Origin of the sequence: Alkalibaculum sporogenes, assembly GCF_009362815.1 — a bacterium.
Lineage (GTDB): Bacteria > Bacillota > Clostridia > Eubacteriales > Alkalibacteraceae > Alkalibaculum_A > Alkalibaculum_A sporogenes.
This window is the reverse complement of sequence record NZ_WHNX01000043.1, coordinates 1-17,681: the sequence shown is the minus strand read 5'-3', so window position 1 is coordinate 17,681 and position 17,681 is coordinate 1. Positions and strand designations below refer to the sequence as shown.

Genomic DNA, 17,681 nt, shown 5'->3' with positions numbered 1-17,681 from the left:
TACTAAGTCGATGAGCCATTTCATCGTTTCAAGTTCAATGCTATCTTCTACTGATGCACATACATCAATATAAGTTGCTCCTGCTTCCGTTTGAACTTTTGCAAGGTTTCTAATAAAGTCTGCGTCTTTATCAGCTATTGCTTTAGCTACTGAAGGGATTGAACCGTTAATTTTTTCTCCAATTATTATCATATTATCTTCCTCCTTGTTTATTTATTTCAGATATTATTTATTTAATATCCAAATTGCGACCATTAACTTTATAAATATTTATGGACATATGTTAAATAACTACAATCGCACAACATATTAGAGTTTAGTTATATACAAGCGCGTAAATCCTAGTTGTAACTTTCTGCTATTGTATATTAAACCGATTTTATAATTACAGAATAACATCTATATAGATGTGGTGTCAATGGGTTTTCGGTTTTTTTTATATTCGCCGATTTTTTGAAGCATTATTTACAGTTAGCTATAGGGATACCAACTACATATTGCTACCTATTTTGACCTATGATATAATTTAGAAAAAAATGACTGGATGGAAGATAAAATATGGGAGTAGCTAAATTCAAAAAAGGTCTCGAAACGAGAATGAGAATTTTACATACAGCAAAAAAACTTTTTTATGATAAAGGGTATCATGATACGACTGTCAAGGAAATCTGCGATATAGCTGATGTAAAAACAGGTACCTTTGCATATTATTTTAAAACAAAAGATTTACTAATTAATGCAGTTTATGAAGATCTGCTATTAAAAGGAAATTCTTTTGTTGCCGAAAAAATTAACAGGAAAATTAATAGTGTAGAAAAAAACACCATTGTTACATTTATATATTACATGACTATATTTAAAGATGAACGTACCATATCATTCCATAGGGAAGTAATAGGATTTGAATCCTCAGCAGACTATCTTCAAAAAAACTTAACTAGAATGTATCAACAGATTTTGAAGGACTTTAAATTAAATATAGACGAAATAGAACTTGACTACATTGTAACATCAGAACACGGACTCAGAAGAGAGCTCATAAGTAAATTTATTGATAATCCTAAAGCAAAAAGCATTATAGATATCATCATTTATATGTTACTTTTCAGAGCTAGATTATTTAAAATCGATGAAAATTTAATGCGTGCTTATCTATTTAATTCCAATGAATTTATCAGAAAAAATGATTTTTCATCTATCAATTTATTATAGCTAATATCTAGTTAATTGGCTATAATAATATATTTATCTAATAATATAATTGCTTAGCAATTTCAATAAACTTTTTTATATATTCATTTTTGTTAAATCTAATCCAAGACATCTCAACCGCAAAGGAGTGATGTGTATTTATAATATCAATAAAAGATACTTTATTATTTAGATTATTTATTTGTGATCTTGGTAAAAATGAAACTCCTCTATTTAATTCTACCATAAACATTAACGTGTCTAATGAATTTACTCTTTCAGTTATTTTTGGTTCGTAACCATCTTGTCTACAGGATTCGATCATCCGTTCAAAGTTCAATTGTCCACATTCTTCACTTAACATTATAAAATTTTCATCTGCAATTTCTGTTGCATTCATATTCTTTTTATTTGCTTTGGGATGCTTCTTGCTTACAACTAGAACAGCCTGTTCGTTTTTAAGTGTAATCTTTTCTAATGAACCAATATCGTTAATCTCACCAGCAATAGCAAAGATGATGTCATATATTCCTTCTTTTAGATCTTTTGATAACTTTTTAAAATTATTTTGTTCAATATGCAACTCTACATATGGATATTTTTTTTCAAACTCCTCTATGATTTCACGTAATAGTTCTACTTCCGTTGGACCTGCATATCCTATGTGAATATTACCTTTACAACCTTTATGTACGTCCTGTGTTTTTTTGACTGCTTGCTCATACTTTGCTACTATTTCTTTAGCTTCTCCAAGAAAAACTTCACCAGCAGATGTAATATCTACTTTATATTTACTTCGATCGAATAACAAAACATCTAATTCAGATTCTATTGATGCTATTTGTTGACTCATAGCAGTTTGAGAAATATAGTGCTCTTTAGCAGCCTTTGTAAAACTTAATGTCTCTGCAACTGAAATAAAGTATTGTAATTTCCTGATATCCATTGTGTTGCCTCCATATGCTATATCTATTTTACTAATAATCAAACTCTTATGATAATTTATAATTCTATTATAATTAAATAACAACAAATTAATATTGTCAAACATATGGACATTTTTACCCTTCCAATTTTTTAAGTACAAATATTATTAGCTTATTAAACTTTGTATCAACCCTTGACAAACTATTAACTTCATGTAATAATATGACTTAACAGTCATATGACCTTCGGGTCATGTCATTGGATATGTAATTATAATGTTCTAATATAAAAAAACTACTATCCATGATTTAAAATTATTTTGAATAACAAACAGAGATGTATATAAAAAAAGGGGTTGAGCTTTTGATAACTAAACAAGAATTTGTTAAAAAAGAAAAATATTTAAAACTAAATAAATTAGGCGACTTTATAATTGACTACGATGGAGATTTAAACATTATCGATTTTCATACCCACATGTCTAATGTTCTTCCACTCAAGGTTGTAGACCCAAGAGCGAAAGGAAATATCCTTAAGTACAAAACCTTGCCAAATATTTCAAATATGGATCTTTCAGTACCTTATTGGACTAAACACACTATAGATAATAAAAAGAAAGGATTGTTATCAGTTTTAAAGTTTTCTTCAGAAGGTTATACAATTTTTAAAGATATGACTAATGGTGGTACTTATGAGAACTGTTTTAAATCTCAAGAAGAAAATAAAATTAATCGAAATATCGTTCTGCCAATTAGTTCAAAAAAATACGATCGTTCACTAGAATCTTTAAAAATAGCTAAAGACTATCCAGATAAATTTACTGCTTTTTGTTCTGTTCACCCTAATGATAGTGAAATAAAAGAAAAATTAGTAAAATACAAAACTCTTGGAGCTAAAGGATATAAATTAAAAATAACCGACTTAGAATTAAAAAATAATTTCACTCCACTTATTGAAGCTTTTAAGATATGTTATGAAATAGGATTTCCTGTACTTCTCCATACAGGTTCATTAACACATATAGATAAAAAAGACACTTCAAAGCTTATGTGGAAATTATTACAATCTACTAGGGTGGAAATTTTTGGAGAATTATTAAATAAACTACCAAAAGATTTTAAATTTATTTTTGGACATAGTGGTATTGGTGAATATAAGTTAGTTGCAAAATATCTTAAACAATATCCTGCCACTTATACTGAGCTATCTTGTCAATCAACCAATAGCATTCAATATTTAATAAATGAAGTAGGCTATGAAAGATTATTATTTGGATCAGACTGGCCAGCCTTACCCCAATCTATTACTCTATCAAGAGTATTATCTGCAACAGAAGATAATCAACAAGCAAGAGAATATATTCTTATGAAAAATGCAGAAAAATTGCTAAATATATAATAACCCCGTACTAGGAAGCTTTAAATAGTCCCAAAAAAATATATAATAATTCCTTCATGTTTCTTTCATAACATGAAGGAATTATTAAAACTCTCTTTTTATTTTAAATCTTTAGCTAGTAGCATTTAACTCTTTTCTTTCGTTAATTTCTATCTGCATTTCATTAACTTTATCTCTTGTCAATTTATATGTTGCGAACAATATTACACTAGAAATTAATGCGGCTATCCCGGGAATTAACATATTAACGTTAATTACTGCTTGCTTCACAGCTTCACTAGCACCTACGGTAGCATCAAAACCTGCTATAGCCAAAGCTAGGGGAATCACTGTACCTCTTGAGATCACAGCTGCCTTAAGTGAAATATTCATTAATCCCATAACAAAAGGTGTTGCATCTTCTCCTGTTTTCCATTCACCATATATGGATACATCTGCATATAAAGCAACTAATGTTGCAGAAGTAGCACCTAAAAATATTCTTGAGATTGCTGCAAATACAAAAAACAATGTTACATTCATGGCGAAAAAATTACCTATGATTAGTAATACACCTAATGTAAATAGACTTATAATTGAAGCGTTTCGCGCACTAAGTGCTTGAATGATTCTTCCACTAAAGAATGCACCAACAAGACTTGCTAAGGCTCCAATTAAAACAAATAATGCAAAAAGCGACATGTCTTGTGCCACATATTCAAAATAAAAAGCTCCTGCTGCTAAAATAATGAAGAATCCTATATACCTAAAGAAGTCTCCTATAAGCAATGCTATAAGTGGTGGATTTTGATAAACATTTTTCAACATACCTTTAACACTAATTTGTGTTTTCGCATTAGACTTAACCATTTCAGCTTCTTCTTCTCCAGTAGCTTCATAACCTTCAGTAATCTTAAACACAGTAAAGTATCCAATTAACATTAAAAAAGCCATAATTCCTGCTAATAATGTGTACCCTAATGCTTCGTTTCCAGTTACAGTACCTATATAAATAGCCAATGGTTGACCTATATAAGAAAATAACACACCAGAAAGAGCAGTCCAAGTAGCACGCCTTCCAGATAGAAGTCCTCTCTCCTCAGCATTATTTGCTAAAAGTGGAATCAACGAAACATTTCCTACCCAAGCAATATTCCATATGATGTGGCTTAAAATAAAACCTATACATATAATAGCTGCAGATATTAACTCTGATGGACCAATTTTTGTAAATTGTAGCATAAAAAGAATTACAACAAATGGTGGTGCAATAAGCATCCAAGAACGATTTCGTCCCCATTTCATTGGTTTTCTACCGGATATAATAGCACCATAAAATGGTGATAAACATGCATCAACAATACTAGTTATAGATCCTATAATAGCGACCATAGGTAAAGAAAACTTAGCCACATTTGTTAAAAAGAATACAAATAATAGAAGTTCCACATTGGCCATAAGTGAAAACCCCAGATCTCCTACACCATAAAATGTTTTAATTGCTTTACTTAATGGTTTTTTAGTTAATACCACGATTGTTACCCCCCTGTTTTGATAGTTTTAGTAGCTTTCTCTTTTAGTTTAAAAATTACTTCACTCTTTAATTTGCCTCTCATAATCCCCTCCTATCACGTTTATACTTAAAATAATTTGTTATTCACTTATTATATGAGTAATAAAAAAGATGTCATATAATATTGAATCTCGTGTAAAAATTTATAAGCTTGTTCTTATTATATTATTTAGTTTGTTCTTCTACCATGAAGATTAGGGACCATTTTATTATAAATTTGTCCCTGTTTTCAAAATTTGCTGTATGTTCAATTAAGTTATATTTATTTATTCGCACCTATAATTTATTCTATGATAATTGATTTATCGCATGCTTATTCATCAATGAAAAATAGTGTACTCTGAATTAATAACATCTCCTCATACAAATAAATGATCAATGGCTTATGGTATTAAATCATTCGGATTATATATACTAAAAAAGAACCTATATGAATAGAGTTTGTTTGTGTGTCTACTCTATTTATAGGTTCTATAGTTATTTCGTTCTCTCTTATTATAATGTAATAATTAAATTATGAACGTTCTGATGTAAACTTATTTTAGATATCTGTGTTACAAAAAATAGATTCAAATAACTCCGCTGCCCTACGAGCTAATTTTTTACATCTGTCTTGATCATCTTTTGCCACTATTTCACAATTGGTATCGCCAAATTCATTTTCAAAAGCCTTTACCCATTTTTGAACCTTTTCTATTACTTCTTTATTAGCGTAAGGTATATCTTTTGTACACATAACACCTATAGATGCAAGTCCTCCAGATAAAAGTCCACAAGTCTTTCCACAAAAAAATCCCCCACCAAACACAGAAATTGCCTTTTTTGTACTTGTATCAATATTTAGCCTATAATAGTCATTACATGCAAGCAACATTGCCTCTGCACAATTATAAATGTAATATGGTTCTGATTCATCAACTGCAGGCCAATGGCCTACATACTTTTGAATTTCATCTTTTAACATAAGCTCACCCCATCATTTAACTTATATGTATTTATAATAAGATACAAACATTAAATCAATTATATAGATTTAATCCCCTCATTCTCCACTGTAGTTATATTCTTCTCATTGGTAGTTTAATATAGTAATACTTAAATCTTTTAAAATACATCTTTCCTATTTAGCATGTTCTATAATGACTTTAGATTTATTGAAATCTATTTCAATTAGCTTGCCTTCGACAGACTTTTTCTCACCTAAGAGAGATGTTAATATTAACTGACCATTCTCTGTAGTAATGCTTGTTACATTATCCATTATAGGACTAAGTTGTTGATCATTTGCCATAAATACTTTCCCTAAACACATATATTAAGCCTCCTTCGGTAGTAAATCGTATGCTTTTTTTAACGATACATTAGAATTTTGCAACTCTTTTGTTCCCTTTATCATTAATTCGTATGACTCTTCGATTTCTAAATCTTTTGCTCTCTGAGCTAACTGTTTAATTTCATCTGCATGATTTTCATTATGTCCTATTAGATGATTAAGTAGAGCTTTTAGTTCTTTCATCTTTATATCTTCCATAATGTACCTCCTTTGCTTTTCTTTAGTATAAAACTTTGCATTATTATTGTCAATTAACGTAAGTAGTTTTGTTCTTATTATATAGAGGATAGATATCTGCGATTTGTTAAAACTATTATAATTAGCCAATTTATAATACAATTATAATAAAGGAGGCCAAAATGGAAAATTACAATATCAAACATCTTCAAAATCAAAACCGATTTATCATTACCAACGAACTAGATAATCAGATCGGAAAATTAAAGTACGATGCAGACCCATCAAATAACTTCGTAATAATATCGACAGAAATAGACCCAAAATATGCACATCATGGTTTAGGCACACAACTTGTACAAGAAGCATTAGACTACGCAAAACAAAATGAATTCCATGTAACATCCACATGTGAATTTGCAGATAGGTTTATATGATAAATAAAGCTATTTTATTTATTAAAGGCTGGATATAAAACCAGCCTCTTTTATCTCGTGAAGGTAATGAACTAAGCATCTGATTTAAGTCTCTTTAAAATTCATACTAAATGTTCTACTATTAATAAACAGCAAAAATATATTCATCATCAATAACTGGCTTTCCACTTTTTTAACTTTAAGTTCACTATTCTACATCTATCTAATTGTAATTATTTACATAGACGTGTATAGTTAAATATAACTTGAAACATATTGGAAAGGCGTGATTCACATGTTAAGAAATCAGGAGACATTAAACCAATTACCTATTCCCTCTTTAAATAATCTTTTAGAATTTTTAAATTGGATTAAACCCATCGTAGATGATAAACAATTTCAAGAAAGTAAACAAGCCCTAGATGAATTTTTAGCTATAAATGGTGATGGGTATAAACTTCACAATAAACTTTTAGAAATATCTGAAAAACAAGAATGTAATTGGTTAGAACCTCTTTGGAATGATATGTATTTACAATACCGCCAGCAACTGGTATGCAATATGAACTATTATTCAATTTTAGAAAATACTAAGTTTAAACCTCTATATACAATGTCAACTTTGGGAGCAAAATTGACATATGAGTTGATTTCTAAATATATTGAAGTAAGTTCACAAAGACTTAGTCCCGAATTCATAAAAAACCAACCTTTGTGTATGGAACAATATAACCATATTTTCAAATCTGTAAGGTTACCCTTATTAAATAAAGATATTTATATTACTTATCAATTTGCTAAATCCCACCATATTGTAGTTTTACATAATAACAACATTTTCAAATTAGAAACATCTGATTTAGATGGAAATATCATATCAGTAGAGATAATAGCTTCTAAAATTCAGAAAATTATCGATGAAAATATTCAAGATAGGGCTAATAATATAGCTAGCCTTACTACTTCAAATAGAGATGACGCCTCAAAATTATATGAAGCAATTAAAACAGATACTATAAACAAAAATAGCTTAGACATTATAAATACTGCTATATTTGTCCTTTGTATTGATCATCCCACAAGTAATACAAAGGAATTACAGAAATCAATACTTATTTCAAATGGTAAAAATAGATATTTTGATAAGAGCTGCCAGCTGATCATATCAGAAAATCTTGATATTGGTTTTAACAATGAACATACTGGAGCTGATGCTACTACTTGGTTTAATATTATAAATCAATCATTTAATAAGATTGTCCAAGATAAAAAGGAAACGATTAGGATAAGCGATACATCTTTACCAGAAGAACTTAAGTGGAATATATCTGACGATATAAAGTCTAGACTTGCGAATCAATTAAATGAGCATCAGAAATTTAATCAAAATATATATGTAGATAATTTACAGTTTAGTAACTTCGGAAAAAATCTAATTAAAGAATTAATGATGAGTCCGGATGCTTTTTTCCATATAGCTCTACAAATTGCTCAGTACAAAACTTTTGGAATATTTAAAAGTACATACGAATCTGTCTCAATGAGGCATTTTCAAAATGGAAGAACTGAATGTTCAAGAGCGGTAAATGAAGATGTATCTTTACTTGCAATTGAAATTTGTTCTAACAATAGTTCTAAGAGTAAACTCAAAGATCTTTTAATCAATGCTCAAAGTTCACATGTTAAAAGAATTAATAATTGTCAAAAAGGACTAGGCATTGAAAGACACTTCTTTGCTCTTTATAAGTTGTACGAAAAGTATGGAGAAGAATTAGGAATTATAAAAACACCTAATATATACAATTCACCTGGATACAAGATATTAACTCACGATTTTATTAGCTCAAGTGGCATAGCATTTGATAGTATTAAACTATTTGGATTTGGTCCTGTTGTAGAGGATGGTTATGGAATTGGATATGTAATCAATAACGAAAAAATCACTGTGTCAATTTCGTCGAAAACTAAAAATAAGGACAAAGCAATCCAGCTCCTAAATAACCTAAATGAAGCATTTTTAACGCTGGTATCCATCGCGACATAATAGTTTATAATATAGTATAGTAATGATTCCGCGGATAATCCTAATAGATTGTATAATGTAACATTCTATTTATTTTAAACCTTATCATTTGAAATTAAATATTTTTAAGAGGAGCTTCAACTTAATGAGCTCCTCTTCGCTTAATAATTCTCTTTCTTATTATTGCTTAATCTAATTATACAAATATAAGCTATTCACTCATCAAACGTTTTTCATTAATTAATAGTTTTTATCCGCGTAACCTACCCAACCGCCTTCTTTAACAAGGGTCTTGTCAAACTCGCTAACTTGAAAGTCAATTGCTTCGGTTTTTTCTATAGAAGTGACGATTATCTTATCATTGTCAATATCAATTTCTATAGATGTATCCTTGTCTGAATAATAATCTAAAAGATAGTCTATCTTCTCCTTGGAAAGTTCGATTGCCAACATACCGCAGTTATACATGTTTTGTCTAAATATTCTTGCAAAGCTTTCTGCAATGACTACATTGATTCCATTGACTTCCAAGGCCCATGGTGCATGTTCTCTAGACGATCCACATCCAAAATTCGCTCTAGTCACAATCACTGCTTTGGATTTAAAATCTCCATTGTTAAAAGAAGGAAGTGTCAAATCTTCCAGTAAAAAAGGTTTTAATGCCTCTTTCGTAATTTCCGTAAGATACCTTGCAGGAATAATTTCATCTGTATTAATATCACTTCTATCTAAGAATAGTACTTTTCCACTAAATTTCTTCATTTTTACTTTCACCACCTAATCTTTGTATAGCTGAGAATTTATTATTTTACCTTCAATTGCAGTAGCTGCAGCACTTGCTGGACTCATAAGGTGAACTACGCCGCCTTTTCCCATTCTTCCATTAAAGTTACGGTTTGTTGTAGATGCACAAGATTCACCATTGGCAAGAACCCCATTACTCATCCCTAGGCAAGCACCGCAAGTCGGGTTTGTTACGCAAAAACCAGCATCCTGAAAAATTTCAATGAGCCCTTCTTTTAATGCCATGGAATAGATAGCTGGTGTTGCTGGACTTACAATTGCGCGAACGTCATTACTTATTTTTCTGTCTTTAAGGATGCTTGCAGCAATTCTCAAATCTTCGATACGACCATTTGTACAGCTTCCGATATATATTTGATCGATTTTTGTACCATCCATTTCACTTACAGTCTTTACTTGATCTGGTTTATATCCAAAAGTCACCATAGGTTCTAAACTCGACACATCATATTCAAATATTTTTTCATATTCTGCATCTGAATCTGAAATCCATTTTGAGTATTCCTTAACCGCATCTTCCTTGGTTTCAAATTCGTCTTTAATGAATTTCCATAAGTATTCCACCGTAGTCATATCTGGATAACAAATTCCACAAGTACCACCAGCTTCGATTGCCATATTACATAGTGTCATACGTGATTCCATTGACATGGCATCCACGACAGGACCAGTAAATTCAATGACCATGTTGGTTGCTCCATTTACAGTTAGCTCTTTTATAATAAAAAGAATAAGATCTTTTGCATATACCCCTGGTTTTAAAGTCCCATTAAGAACAAATTTTATCGTTTTTGGAAAATGGAATGCACATACACCCTTTAGTATCCCAACTTCAAGGTCAGTCGTTCCGATCCCTGCTGCAAACGCTCCAAATGCACCATGGGTACAGGTGTGTGAGTCACCCATGATAACGGTATAGCCAGGTCTCACGAATCCTTTTTCAGGAAAGATTGCATGACATACTCCATTTCTTCCTATATCAAAAAAGTCTTTAATTTCATGCCTTTTAGCCCAGTCACGTAGTATCTTTCCCTGTTCGGCTGTTTTAGAGTCCTTTGCTGGTGTTACGTGATCAATTACAGCCTTAATTTTCGTAGGATCAAATACTCGATCCATCCCCCTAGACATAAGATCTGTAATTGCTATAGGAGTTGTGATCTCATGACAGAAAACCCTGTCAAGTTTTAGAACATGCGTATCAGGAAACGGTTCGTTCACTCTGTGCGCATCAAATATTTTCTCAGCAATTGTTTTACCCATTTTCTTCTCCTTTTTTTCTTTATTTCAATTTATCAAGTTAGACTTGCTTTTTCTTTTAATTAAAAGTTAAATTGATTATATCATAAATTTGAGTAGTCGTACGTAGCTGTCTACTTTATCCTACGCAGATTTTCCTCAACCCCTTTGGGGTTTCGGTCGTTGGCACTCGTTCATAGAAGTCATTTGTTTTTCTCGTGCAAGCACGGAAAACCATATTACTTCTGCGAACAATCTGCTGGTGCGGATATTATACCATAAATTTATGTGTAAGGATTACTTTAGCATAAAAGATGGATATAGAATGTAAACTATGATACAATTGGTGAAATTTCAATATCGAGGTGTTTAACTTGAATCAATGGGAATTATTTTTAGACCAAAAAATCGATATACCTGCCGAATTGTATGATACTTTTAAAACTAAACCCATAAAAAAGTATAGAAATAATCAGATCATTTACCGTCAAGGAGAAATGGCGAATAATTTTTACTTTTTAAAAGAAGGAAAGGTACAAATCTTTGTTAACTCTCTAGAGGGATTAGAAAAAAATATTACGATTTATAGTAAAGGTGAAGTATTTGGAGAAGCTTCTTTCTTTGATGGGTTTCCAAGAATATCATCAGCAAAAACAATTACAGATTCTGAAATCATCACTATTGATAAGACAGATATTCTACATTATTTTCAAAATAAACCCTTTCTTGCTTTAAAATTCATAGAACTATTATCAAAAAAAGTAAGGATGTTATCAAATGAAATTGACAACATTACATTTTTATCAGCTGAGAAAAGGATTATCCAATATCTATTAAATATGAATCCGGATGTAGATGGAGCCATCGATTGTACCCAGGACGACATCGGAAAAGCAGTTGGCGTCAGCAGAGTTACAGTCAGCAGAACCTTAAGTAAATTATCTAAATGGAGTTGGATTGAAACAAAGTATAAGAAAATCTTCATTATAAATGCAACTGCACTTTCTGAGTTTTTCGAAAAATAATAAAACCATTATTTGTGTCTTTCTTAATAGTTTGCTATTGTCAAATGTATTTGGTATCCTATGATTTGAGGCAATTACAACGAATATGATAAAGGTGGAGAAAAGAATGAACCCAACGTTATATAGCACATCAATGTTTGATTTCAAAATCAGATTAAAGAAAGTGAGTAAACTAACATCTAGTGCTGTACTCATGTTAAGGATATGCAATGGATAATCAAGATCAAAAACGTCAGAGACGTGTCCGATATAAAGGTACTCACCCAAAAACTTTTAAAGAAAAATATAAGGAACTGCAACCAGAGAGATATACCGATACTATAGCAAAAGTTATTCAAAAAGGCAATACTCCTGCTGGTATGCACCGTTCAATTTTAGTAAAAGAAATATTAGAAGTTCTACAAATTACTCCTGGACAAATTGGATTAGATGCAACTCTAGGTTATGGCGGGCATACTTTAGAGATGCTTAAATGTTTAGATTCAAAGGGGCGCTTATATGCAATTGATGTAGACTCTATTGAATTACCACGCACTAGAGAACGTTTAGAGTGCTTAGGTTATGGCGCAGAAATTTTAACCATCAAGCAAATGAACTTTTCTAATATAGATCAAATTGCAGTTGAATCAGGACCATTAAATTTTGTATTAGCAGATTTGGGTGTCTCTTCCATGCAAATAGACAATCCTGAAAGAGGATTTTCATTTAAGAGTGATGGACCCCTTGACTTACGGCTAAATCCTAATAAAGGCATATCCGCCGCAGCACGCTTACAAACTATTTCACAAGATGAATTACAAGGTATGTTGTTAGAAAACGCAGACGAACCTAATTCAGCAGAAATCTCTCGTGCTATTATTTCAGAAATTAAAAAAGGAATAGACATATCAACAACAACACAACTTCAACAGATTATCAAAGATGCACTGAATTTCATCCCAGAAAAAACTAGAAATGTTGAAATAAAAAAATCTTGCCAACGATGTTTTCAAGCCTTACGAATTGATGTGAATAATGAATTCGAAGTATTATTTGAGTTTTTGGAAAAACTACCTTTTACTTTAGCAGCGGGTGGGCGTGTTGCAATACTTTCATTTCATTCAGGAGAAGATCGTCTCGTTAAAAAATCTTTTAAAAACTTTTTTCGAGAAGGTGTCTATAGAGAAATCGCTCCAGATGCCATTCGTCCTTCGTCAGAAGAATGTAATACCAATAGTCGTGCACGTTCAGCTAAATTGCGTTGGGCTATTAAATCATGATTTGTAATACTATTAGTGAAAGAATAGCGTCTTCGACGCTTTATTCAACTCCTTGTCACAATAAAGATCGAAGCACTCATCTTTATTTATTGAACTAAAAAGGACTACGCACTAATTATTTAGTGCGACAGCCCTTTTAATGTCAATTAAATATGTGCTGCAGCCTTAAATGCAAAGTTTACAGCTTCAAAAATAGTACCTACCTCAACATCATCTCCAACAACAAACACTTCTGTTTCGGGAGCGCTATGACGGAGATTGTCAACTACATCATGTCTTGGACACATACCTATAGCAAGAAGAACAGAATCAGCAGGAAACTCAATCTTTTCATCTGTCTCTGTATTTAAACATAGAACAGCTGTATCTGTGACTTCTTCCAGCTTGCAGTTCAGGTGTATAGGTATCTTAAGATCATCTACGCATTCCAAGAGATCCTGCATAGTACCGCTAGAAGTCATCATTAGGTTAGATAAATCTGATGCCATCTCAACTACAACCACATCCTTACCTGCTCTCTTAAGACCAATCGCACACTCGATGCCAACAGCACCGGCACCAACAATAACGGTCTTATCTCCAACTTCAACAATACCCATCTCTGCATCGGGAGCCCAGTGAACATGAGGTTTTGTAATACCAGGTAATTTTGGAACTAGTGGTTTTGCGCCTACTGCAATAATTAATGCTTCGTAGTTTTCTGAGTCAAGGATTTCCTTTGTTGCCTCAGTATTGAGAAGAATTCGTGCTGGCGCCTTGTTCGCTTGACGTAATAAATAGGCAAGATAATCTTTCATATCTATCTTAAACTCTGGAGCAGCTGCTGTGATAACATTCCCCCCTAGTTTATCACTCATTTCATAAAGTGTAACATCATGACCACGCTCACATAAAGTCATTAGTGCTTGGATACCTGCTGGTCCACCACCAATTACAGCAACCCTCTTCTTAATACTAGCTTTTGGGACTCTAGCATCAGGGTACTCACTAGTGTTTGCACACAATGGATTAACAGCACATCCAATAACTCTAGGTAATATTAGGCGAAGGCCACAGTATTGACATCGAATGCATGGACGGTGGTCATCTTCTTTACCAAGTGCATACTTACGAGGCATTTCAGGGTCTGCGATAAGAGGACGGCACATTGCAACGAAATCAGCTTTCCCCGTTGAAATGATTTCTTCTGCCTGCTTAATACTCATTATAGAACCAACTGTGCAAACTAGAAGATCTGGGAATTTCTTCTTAACATCTTCAGCAAAATGTACATTGTACATTCTATCCATCATTGAATTCTGCCACCAATATCGCATATAATCAAACTCATGGAGACCTGCAGATACGTGAAGAATATCGATTTTATCCTTAATTAATTCTATAAACTGGAGAGTTTCTTCAAAGTGCATTCCATCTGGATTAATCTCATCTGCAGATATACGGAACTCAATAACAAAGTTTTCTCCAACTTTTTCACGAACAGCATCTAGAACCTCAATACAAAAACGGGCTCTATTCTCAAGGGATCCTCCGTACTCATCAGTACGTTTATTAAACAGACGGCTTGCAAACTGTGATATTAGATTACCGTGACCACCGTGAATCATAGTAATTTTCATACCAGCTTTCTTACAGCGATAAGCTGCCATAGCGTACTTTTCAACAGTTTCCTTTATCTTTGCATGGCTCATCTCAATAGTAGGAATAGGATCTCTGTTATTCATTTTTGCTCTCATCATCTCAGCAGTGGTGATAATTGATGATGCGCTGATTGCAGGTCTCCCAATTTTCGCAGGATCAGAGTCCTTACCACAGTGGTTAATCTCAAGGGATGCATGACAACCATAACTTTCACACATTTCAACAAACTGCGAAAGTGGAAGTATGCAACCATCTGAACCCACGTCGAGCTGACGCTCTTCATCGCTTGACTCTTCACTATCGATAACAGAATTACCTACGTGAATTATTCCTGTCCCACCTTGTGCTAGCGGCCTAAACCAGTCTACAAACTCTTGACATACTCTACCATCACGATCAGCTCGATTGGGAGAAGGAGGTGCCATTTCTATACGATTTTTAAAATCTACTCCTCTAATTCTAATTGACTGAAAAACATGTGGATAATTTGTACTCATTTTATAACTTCCCTCCATTATTTAGTTTTAAATAATATGAAATATTAACCTAGTTTATTTCTATACTGTCACATCCAAGAAGACAACTTGTAATTATTATATCATTTTTAATATTTTCAATCATTGTGATGACAGCACGTTAAATGTTTACTATATTAAGCAATCATGCATAATATAGTTCTAAATAATCAAGTTTATTGTTTAATGTACAATAATAGCTATTATTATTTCAATATATTATAATAGTAAAAAGATATAATAAGTACAAGATGTATCCTCATAGTATAAAATTAAAATATAAGTTATCTAAGGAGATAGAATTAATGATTAATTTAAATTCTATTATTAAAAGAATTTCGGAATATTCTATAGAAACAAATGTAGTGAATAATTGCAGTATAATGATTAGTGATATTCAATTTTTAGAATATCATCAAAAATCATTTGACTCTAGTATTTTATACATAGTAGAAATCTCTAATTTCCCTAAATCACTTCCTACGGAAGGTACCATTAATATTTTATGTGTTTCAAATGTTTCTACTTCAAAATACTTAAGTATACCCGAATCACTTAATTTGATATTCGTTAAAAACACTGATATTGATGTTGGAATAATATTTAATCAAATTCATCATATATTTAAGAATGAAGCACTTCTATATTTAAATAAAGAAAAATTATTTAAATGTTTGCTAGAGAAAGAGAGTATGCAAAAAATAGTAAATTTAGCATATGAGATTTTAGGAAATCCCGTTGTAATTGTGGATCGCGGATGTAAGGTGTTGGCGTGTACAGATATTAAACTAAAAAACGAATTTTGGGACAATATTATTTATGAAAAACGATATTTTGACAGTGACTATACAATTAGCGTTAAAACATCAAAAGAAATGCATAAATGTTTAATGAGCAAAACTCCTAGCATCTGTATCAAACCAAATTATCCGAGAAACTTTATTTCAAGTATCTTCATAGAAAATAAGCTTGTTGCCAGCATTGGCTTATTAGAAATATGTAATAGTTTTAGTGAAAAAGAAAGTAAAATCTTAAGTTTTATGAGTGAGATACTATCTATAGAAATGCAAAAAAGTAAATATAACTATATTAATAAAGGTTTGATATTCGAGTATTTTCTTAATGATCTTTTAGAAGATAAAATCTATGATGATAATGAAATTAAAAATAGAATAGTATATTCAGAAATAAATTTAAAAAAATTTAATTATGTATTTACTATAGATACAAGTACATATAAAGACAATAATATCGATAATTTAATTATTATAGATGATTTATCATTAATTCTAAACGATACTATATCCTTTCCTTATCACTCTTATATAGTTACGTTAATTAGTATAGATTCGTATCTCATAAATAATTCTAGTTTTAAAGATTTAGAAAAGTATTTAAAAAGAAGAAAATTATCTGGAGGGTTAAGTTTATGTTTTAATTACCTTGGAGATATGAAAAAATATTTCATTCAATCTAAAAAAGCTCTAGAATTAAGTCAGCATCTAAATGAAAACAAAGTCATATGCATATATGAAGAATATGCATATCATCATTTATTAGAAATATCATCTAAATTCGGTGATATTACATCCATATGCCATCCTTCTATATTTATACTCATAGATTATGATAAAAAAAATGGGACAGAACTATTAAAAAGTTTGTTTTTATATGTTAAATTCGACAAAAGCATTACTTTAGCAGCAAATGAATTACACGTTCATCGTAATACATTAAATAGTAGAATAACAAAGATAAAAAGTATTATAGATATTAATTGGGAAAACAACGAAGTAATTAAGTATATCTACTTATCTTTAAGAATATTAGAATATAATAATAATTTTAGTTTTGAGGGAAAATATAAAAATTAAGTGAAACTAATAGTTAATAAATTTAAGAAAATATTGTACAATAACAAAATTGTTGATATAATAATATTTACAAATTCCGTTTGCAAATAATTCTTTCTTTATTTAAAGTTTTCTTATATAAATGTAGGCAAAGAGTTTCTGTAAACGTTATTTTCAATCTTTTATTAAGATCCTAATATTTGATCAAAAATTTAAAAAGGAGGTAGATAATATGATAATAATCGGAGAAAAAATTAACGGTTCAATCCCTTCCGTAGCTAAAGCAATAGCTGATAAAGACGCAGACTTTATTAGAAACCTTGCGAAAGTT

15 protein-coding genes and 2 pseudogenes are annotated in these 17,681 nt (G+C 31.1%); 8 read left to right on the top strand and 9 right to left on the bottom strand.

The genetic code is table 11. The features are described 5' to 3' along the window. Positions 1–192, bottom strand: a pseudogene (locus tag GC105_RS15375) (methyltetrahydrofolate cobalamin methyltransferase); the annotation flags it as partial. A 366-nt stretch (positions 193–558) separates the two neighbouring features. On the opposite strand from GC105_RS15375, the gene GC105_RS15370 reads away from it, so the two are divergent. Beyond that, positions 559–1,212 carry a TetR/AcrR family transcriptional regulator gene (locus GC105_RS15370; protein WP_152806608.1) on the top strand — a complete coding sequence of 218 codons (654 nt, stop codon included), beginning with the start codon at positions 559–561 and terminating at the stop codon, positions 1,210–1,212. Between the two features lie 37 nt (positions 1,213–1,249). On the opposite strand, the gene GC105_RS15365 is transcribed toward GC105_RS15370, so the two are convergent. Then, positions 1,250–2,137: a LysR family transcriptional regulator gene (locus tag GC105_RS15365; RefSeq protein WP_193708445.1), complete on the bottom strand. Its 888-nt coding sequence runs from the start codon at positions 2,135–2,137 to the stop codon at positions 1,250–1,252. 344 nt (positions 2,138–2,481) lie between these two features. Here GC105_RS15365 and GC105_RS15360 point away from each other — a divergent pair, with 344 nt between their 5' ends. Continuing rightward, positions 2,482–3,516 (top strand): amidohydrolase family protein, encoded by a 1,035-nt coding sequence (locus tag GC105_RS15360; protein WP_152806604.1) that lies wholly within the window; start codon positions 2,482–2,484, stop codon positions 3,514–3,516. Positions 3,517–3,627: 111 nt separating this feature from the next. Here GC105_RS15360 and GC105_RS15355 read toward each other — a convergent pair whose 3' ends face one another. The 4 genes from GC105_RS15355 to GC105_RS15340 all read right to left on the bottom strand — a co-directional run bounded on the left by GC105_RS15355 (position 3,628) and on the right by GC105_RS15340 (position 6,599). After that, complete coding sequence (locus tag GC105_RS15355; RefSeq protein ID WP_152806602.1) at positions 3,628–5,028, bottom strand: MFS transporter; 1,401 nt, start codon at positions 5,026–5,028, stop codon at positions 3,628–3,630. A gap of 581 nt (positions 5,029–5,609) precedes the next feature. Continuing rightward, complete coding sequence (locus GC105_RS15350) at positions 5,610–6,032, bottom strand: C-GCAxxG-C-C family protein (protein WP_152806600.1); 423 nt, start codon at positions 6,030–6,032, stop codon at positions 5,610–5,612. 156 nt (positions 6,033–6,188) lie between these two features. Beyond that, a complete protein-coding gene (locus GC105_RS15345; RefSeq protein ID WP_152806598.1) occupies positions 6,189–6,380 on the bottom strand; it encodes a CooT family nickel-binding protein in 192 nt (63 codons plus the stop codon). A gap of 3 nt (positions 6,381–6,383) precedes the next feature. Then, a complete protein-coding gene (locus GC105_RS15340; protein ID WP_152806596.1) occupies positions 6,384–6,599 on the bottom strand; it encodes a DUF8180 domain-containing protein in 216 nt (71 codons plus the stop codon). A gap of 161 nt (positions 6,600–6,760) precedes the next feature. Between GC105_RS15340 and GC105_RS15335 the strand changes: the two genes are divergently transcribed. Together GC105_RS15335 and GC105_RS15330 are read left to right on the top strand one after the other, a co-directional pair. After that, positions 6,761–7,015 (top strand): GNAT family N-acetyltransferase, encoded by a 255-nt coding sequence (locus GC105_RS15335; RefSeq protein ID WP_152806594.1) that lies wholly within the window; start codon positions 6,761–6,763, stop codon positions 7,013–7,015. A gap of 274 nt (positions 7,016–7,289) precedes the next feature. After that, on the top strand, positions 7,290–9,038 hold the full coding sequence (locus GC105_RS15330; protein WP_152806592.1) for a choline/carnitine O-acyltransferase: 1,749 nt from the start codon (positions 7,290–7,292) through the stop codon (positions 9,036–9,038). A gap of 219 nt (positions 9,039–9,257) precedes the next feature. Here the strand turns inward: GC105_RS15330 and leuD are convergent, their stop codons facing one another. Together leuD and GC105_RS15320 are read right to left on the bottom strand one after the other, a co-directional pair. After that, positions 9,258–9,779: a 3-isopropylmalate dehydratase small subunit gene (gene leuD / locus GC105_RS15325; protein WP_152806590.1), complete on the bottom strand. Its 522-nt coding sequence runs from the start codon at positions 9,777–9,779 to the stop codon at positions 9,258–9,260. Positions 9,780–9,794: 15 nt separating this feature from the next. Next, positions 9,795–11,081 (bottom strand): 3-isopropylmalate dehydratase large subunit, encoded by a 1,287-nt coding sequence (locus GC105_RS15320; RefSeq protein ID WP_152806588.1) that lies wholly within the window; start codon positions 11,079–11,081, stop codon positions 9,795–9,797. Positions 11,082–11,431: 350 nt separating this feature from the next. Between GC105_RS15320 and GC105_RS15315 the strand changes: the two genes are divergently transcribed. Next, positions 11,432–12,082: a Crp/Fnr family transcriptional regulator gene (locus tag GC105_RS15315; RefSeq protein ID WP_152806586.1), complete on the top strand. Its 651-nt coding sequence runs from the start codon at positions 11,432–11,434 to the stop codon at positions 12,080–12,082. A 209-nt stretch (positions 12,083–12,291) separates the two neighbouring features. After that, positions 12,292–13,341, top strand: coding sequence for a 16S rRNA (cytosine(1402)-N(4))-methyltransferase RsmH (gene rsmH / locus GC105_RS15310; RefSeq protein ID WP_152806584.1), 1,050 nt, complete (start codon positions 12,292–12,294; stop codon positions 13,339–13,341). A 146-nt stretch (positions 13,342–13,487) separates the two neighbouring features. Here the strand turns inward: rsmH and GC105_RS15305 are convergent, their stop codons facing one another. Continuing rightward, positions 13,488–15,479 (bottom strand): oxidoreductase, encoded by a 1,992-nt coding sequence (locus tag GC105_RS15305; RefSeq protein WP_152806582.1) that lies wholly within the window; start codon positions 15,477–15,479, stop codon positions 13,488–13,490. A gap of 323 nt (positions 15,480–15,802) precedes the next feature. Between GC105_RS15305 and GC105_RS15300 the strand changes: the two genes are divergently transcribed. Next, on the top strand, positions 15,803–17,371 hold the full coding sequence (locus GC105_RS15300) for a PucR family transcriptional regulator (RefSeq protein ID WP_193708444.1): 1,569 nt from the start codon (positions 15,803–15,805) through the stop codon (positions 17,369–17,371). A gap of 211 nt (positions 17,372–17,582) precedes the next feature. Then, positions 17,583–17,681, top strand: a pseudogene (locus tag GC105_RS17365) (methyltetrahydrofolate cobalamin methyltransferase); the annotation flags it as partial.

Bases quoted from the DNA above. Each gene is read 5' to 3' on its own strand.
- GC105_RS15370 (WP_152806608.1), top strand. From the start codon at position 559: ATGGGAGTAGCTAAATTCAAAAAAGGTCTCGAAACGAGAATGAGAATT.
- GC105_RS15365 (WP_193708445.1), bottom strand. From the start codon at position 2,137: ATGGATATCAGGAAATTACAATACTTTATTTCAGTTGCAGAGACATTA.
- GC105_RS15350 (WP_152806600.1), bottom strand. From the start codon at position 6,032: ATGTTAAAAGATGAAATTCAAAAGTATGTAGGCCATTGGCCTGCAGTT.
- GC105_RS15345 (WP_152806598.1), bottom strand. From the start codon at position 6,380: ATGTGTTTAGGGAAAGTATTTATGGCAAATGATCAACAACTTAGTCCT.
- GC105_RS15340 (WP_152806596.1), bottom strand. From the start codon at position 6,599: ATGGAAGATATAAAGATGAAAGAACTAAAAGCTCTACTTAATCATCTA.
- GC105_RS15335 (WP_152806594.1), top strand. From the start codon at position 6,761: ATGGAAAATTACAATATCAAACATCTTCAAAATCAAAACCGATTTATC.
- GC105_RS15330 (WP_152806592.1), top strand. From the start codon at position 7,290: ATGTTAAGAAATCAGGAGACATTAAACCAATTACCTATTCCCTCTTTA.
- leuD (WP_152806590.1), bottom strand. From the start codon at position 9,779: ATGAAGAAATTTAGTGGAAAAGTACTATTCTTAGATAGAAGTGATATT.
- GC105_RS15320 (WP_152806588.1), bottom strand. From the start codon at position 11,081: ATGGGTAAAACAATTGCTGAGAAAATATTTGATGCGCACAGAGTGAAC.
- rsmH (WP_152806584.1), top strand. From the start codon at position 12,292: ATGGATAATCAAGATCAAAAACGTCAGAGACGTGTCCGATATAAAGGT.
- GC105_RS15305 (WP_152806582.1), bottom strand. From the start codon at position 15,479: ATGAGTACAAATTATCCACATGTTTTTCAGTCAATTAGAATTAGAGGA.
- GC105_RS15300 (WP_193708444.1), top strand. From the start codon at position 15,803: ATGATTAATTTAAATTCTATTATTAAAAGAATTTCGGAATATTCTATA.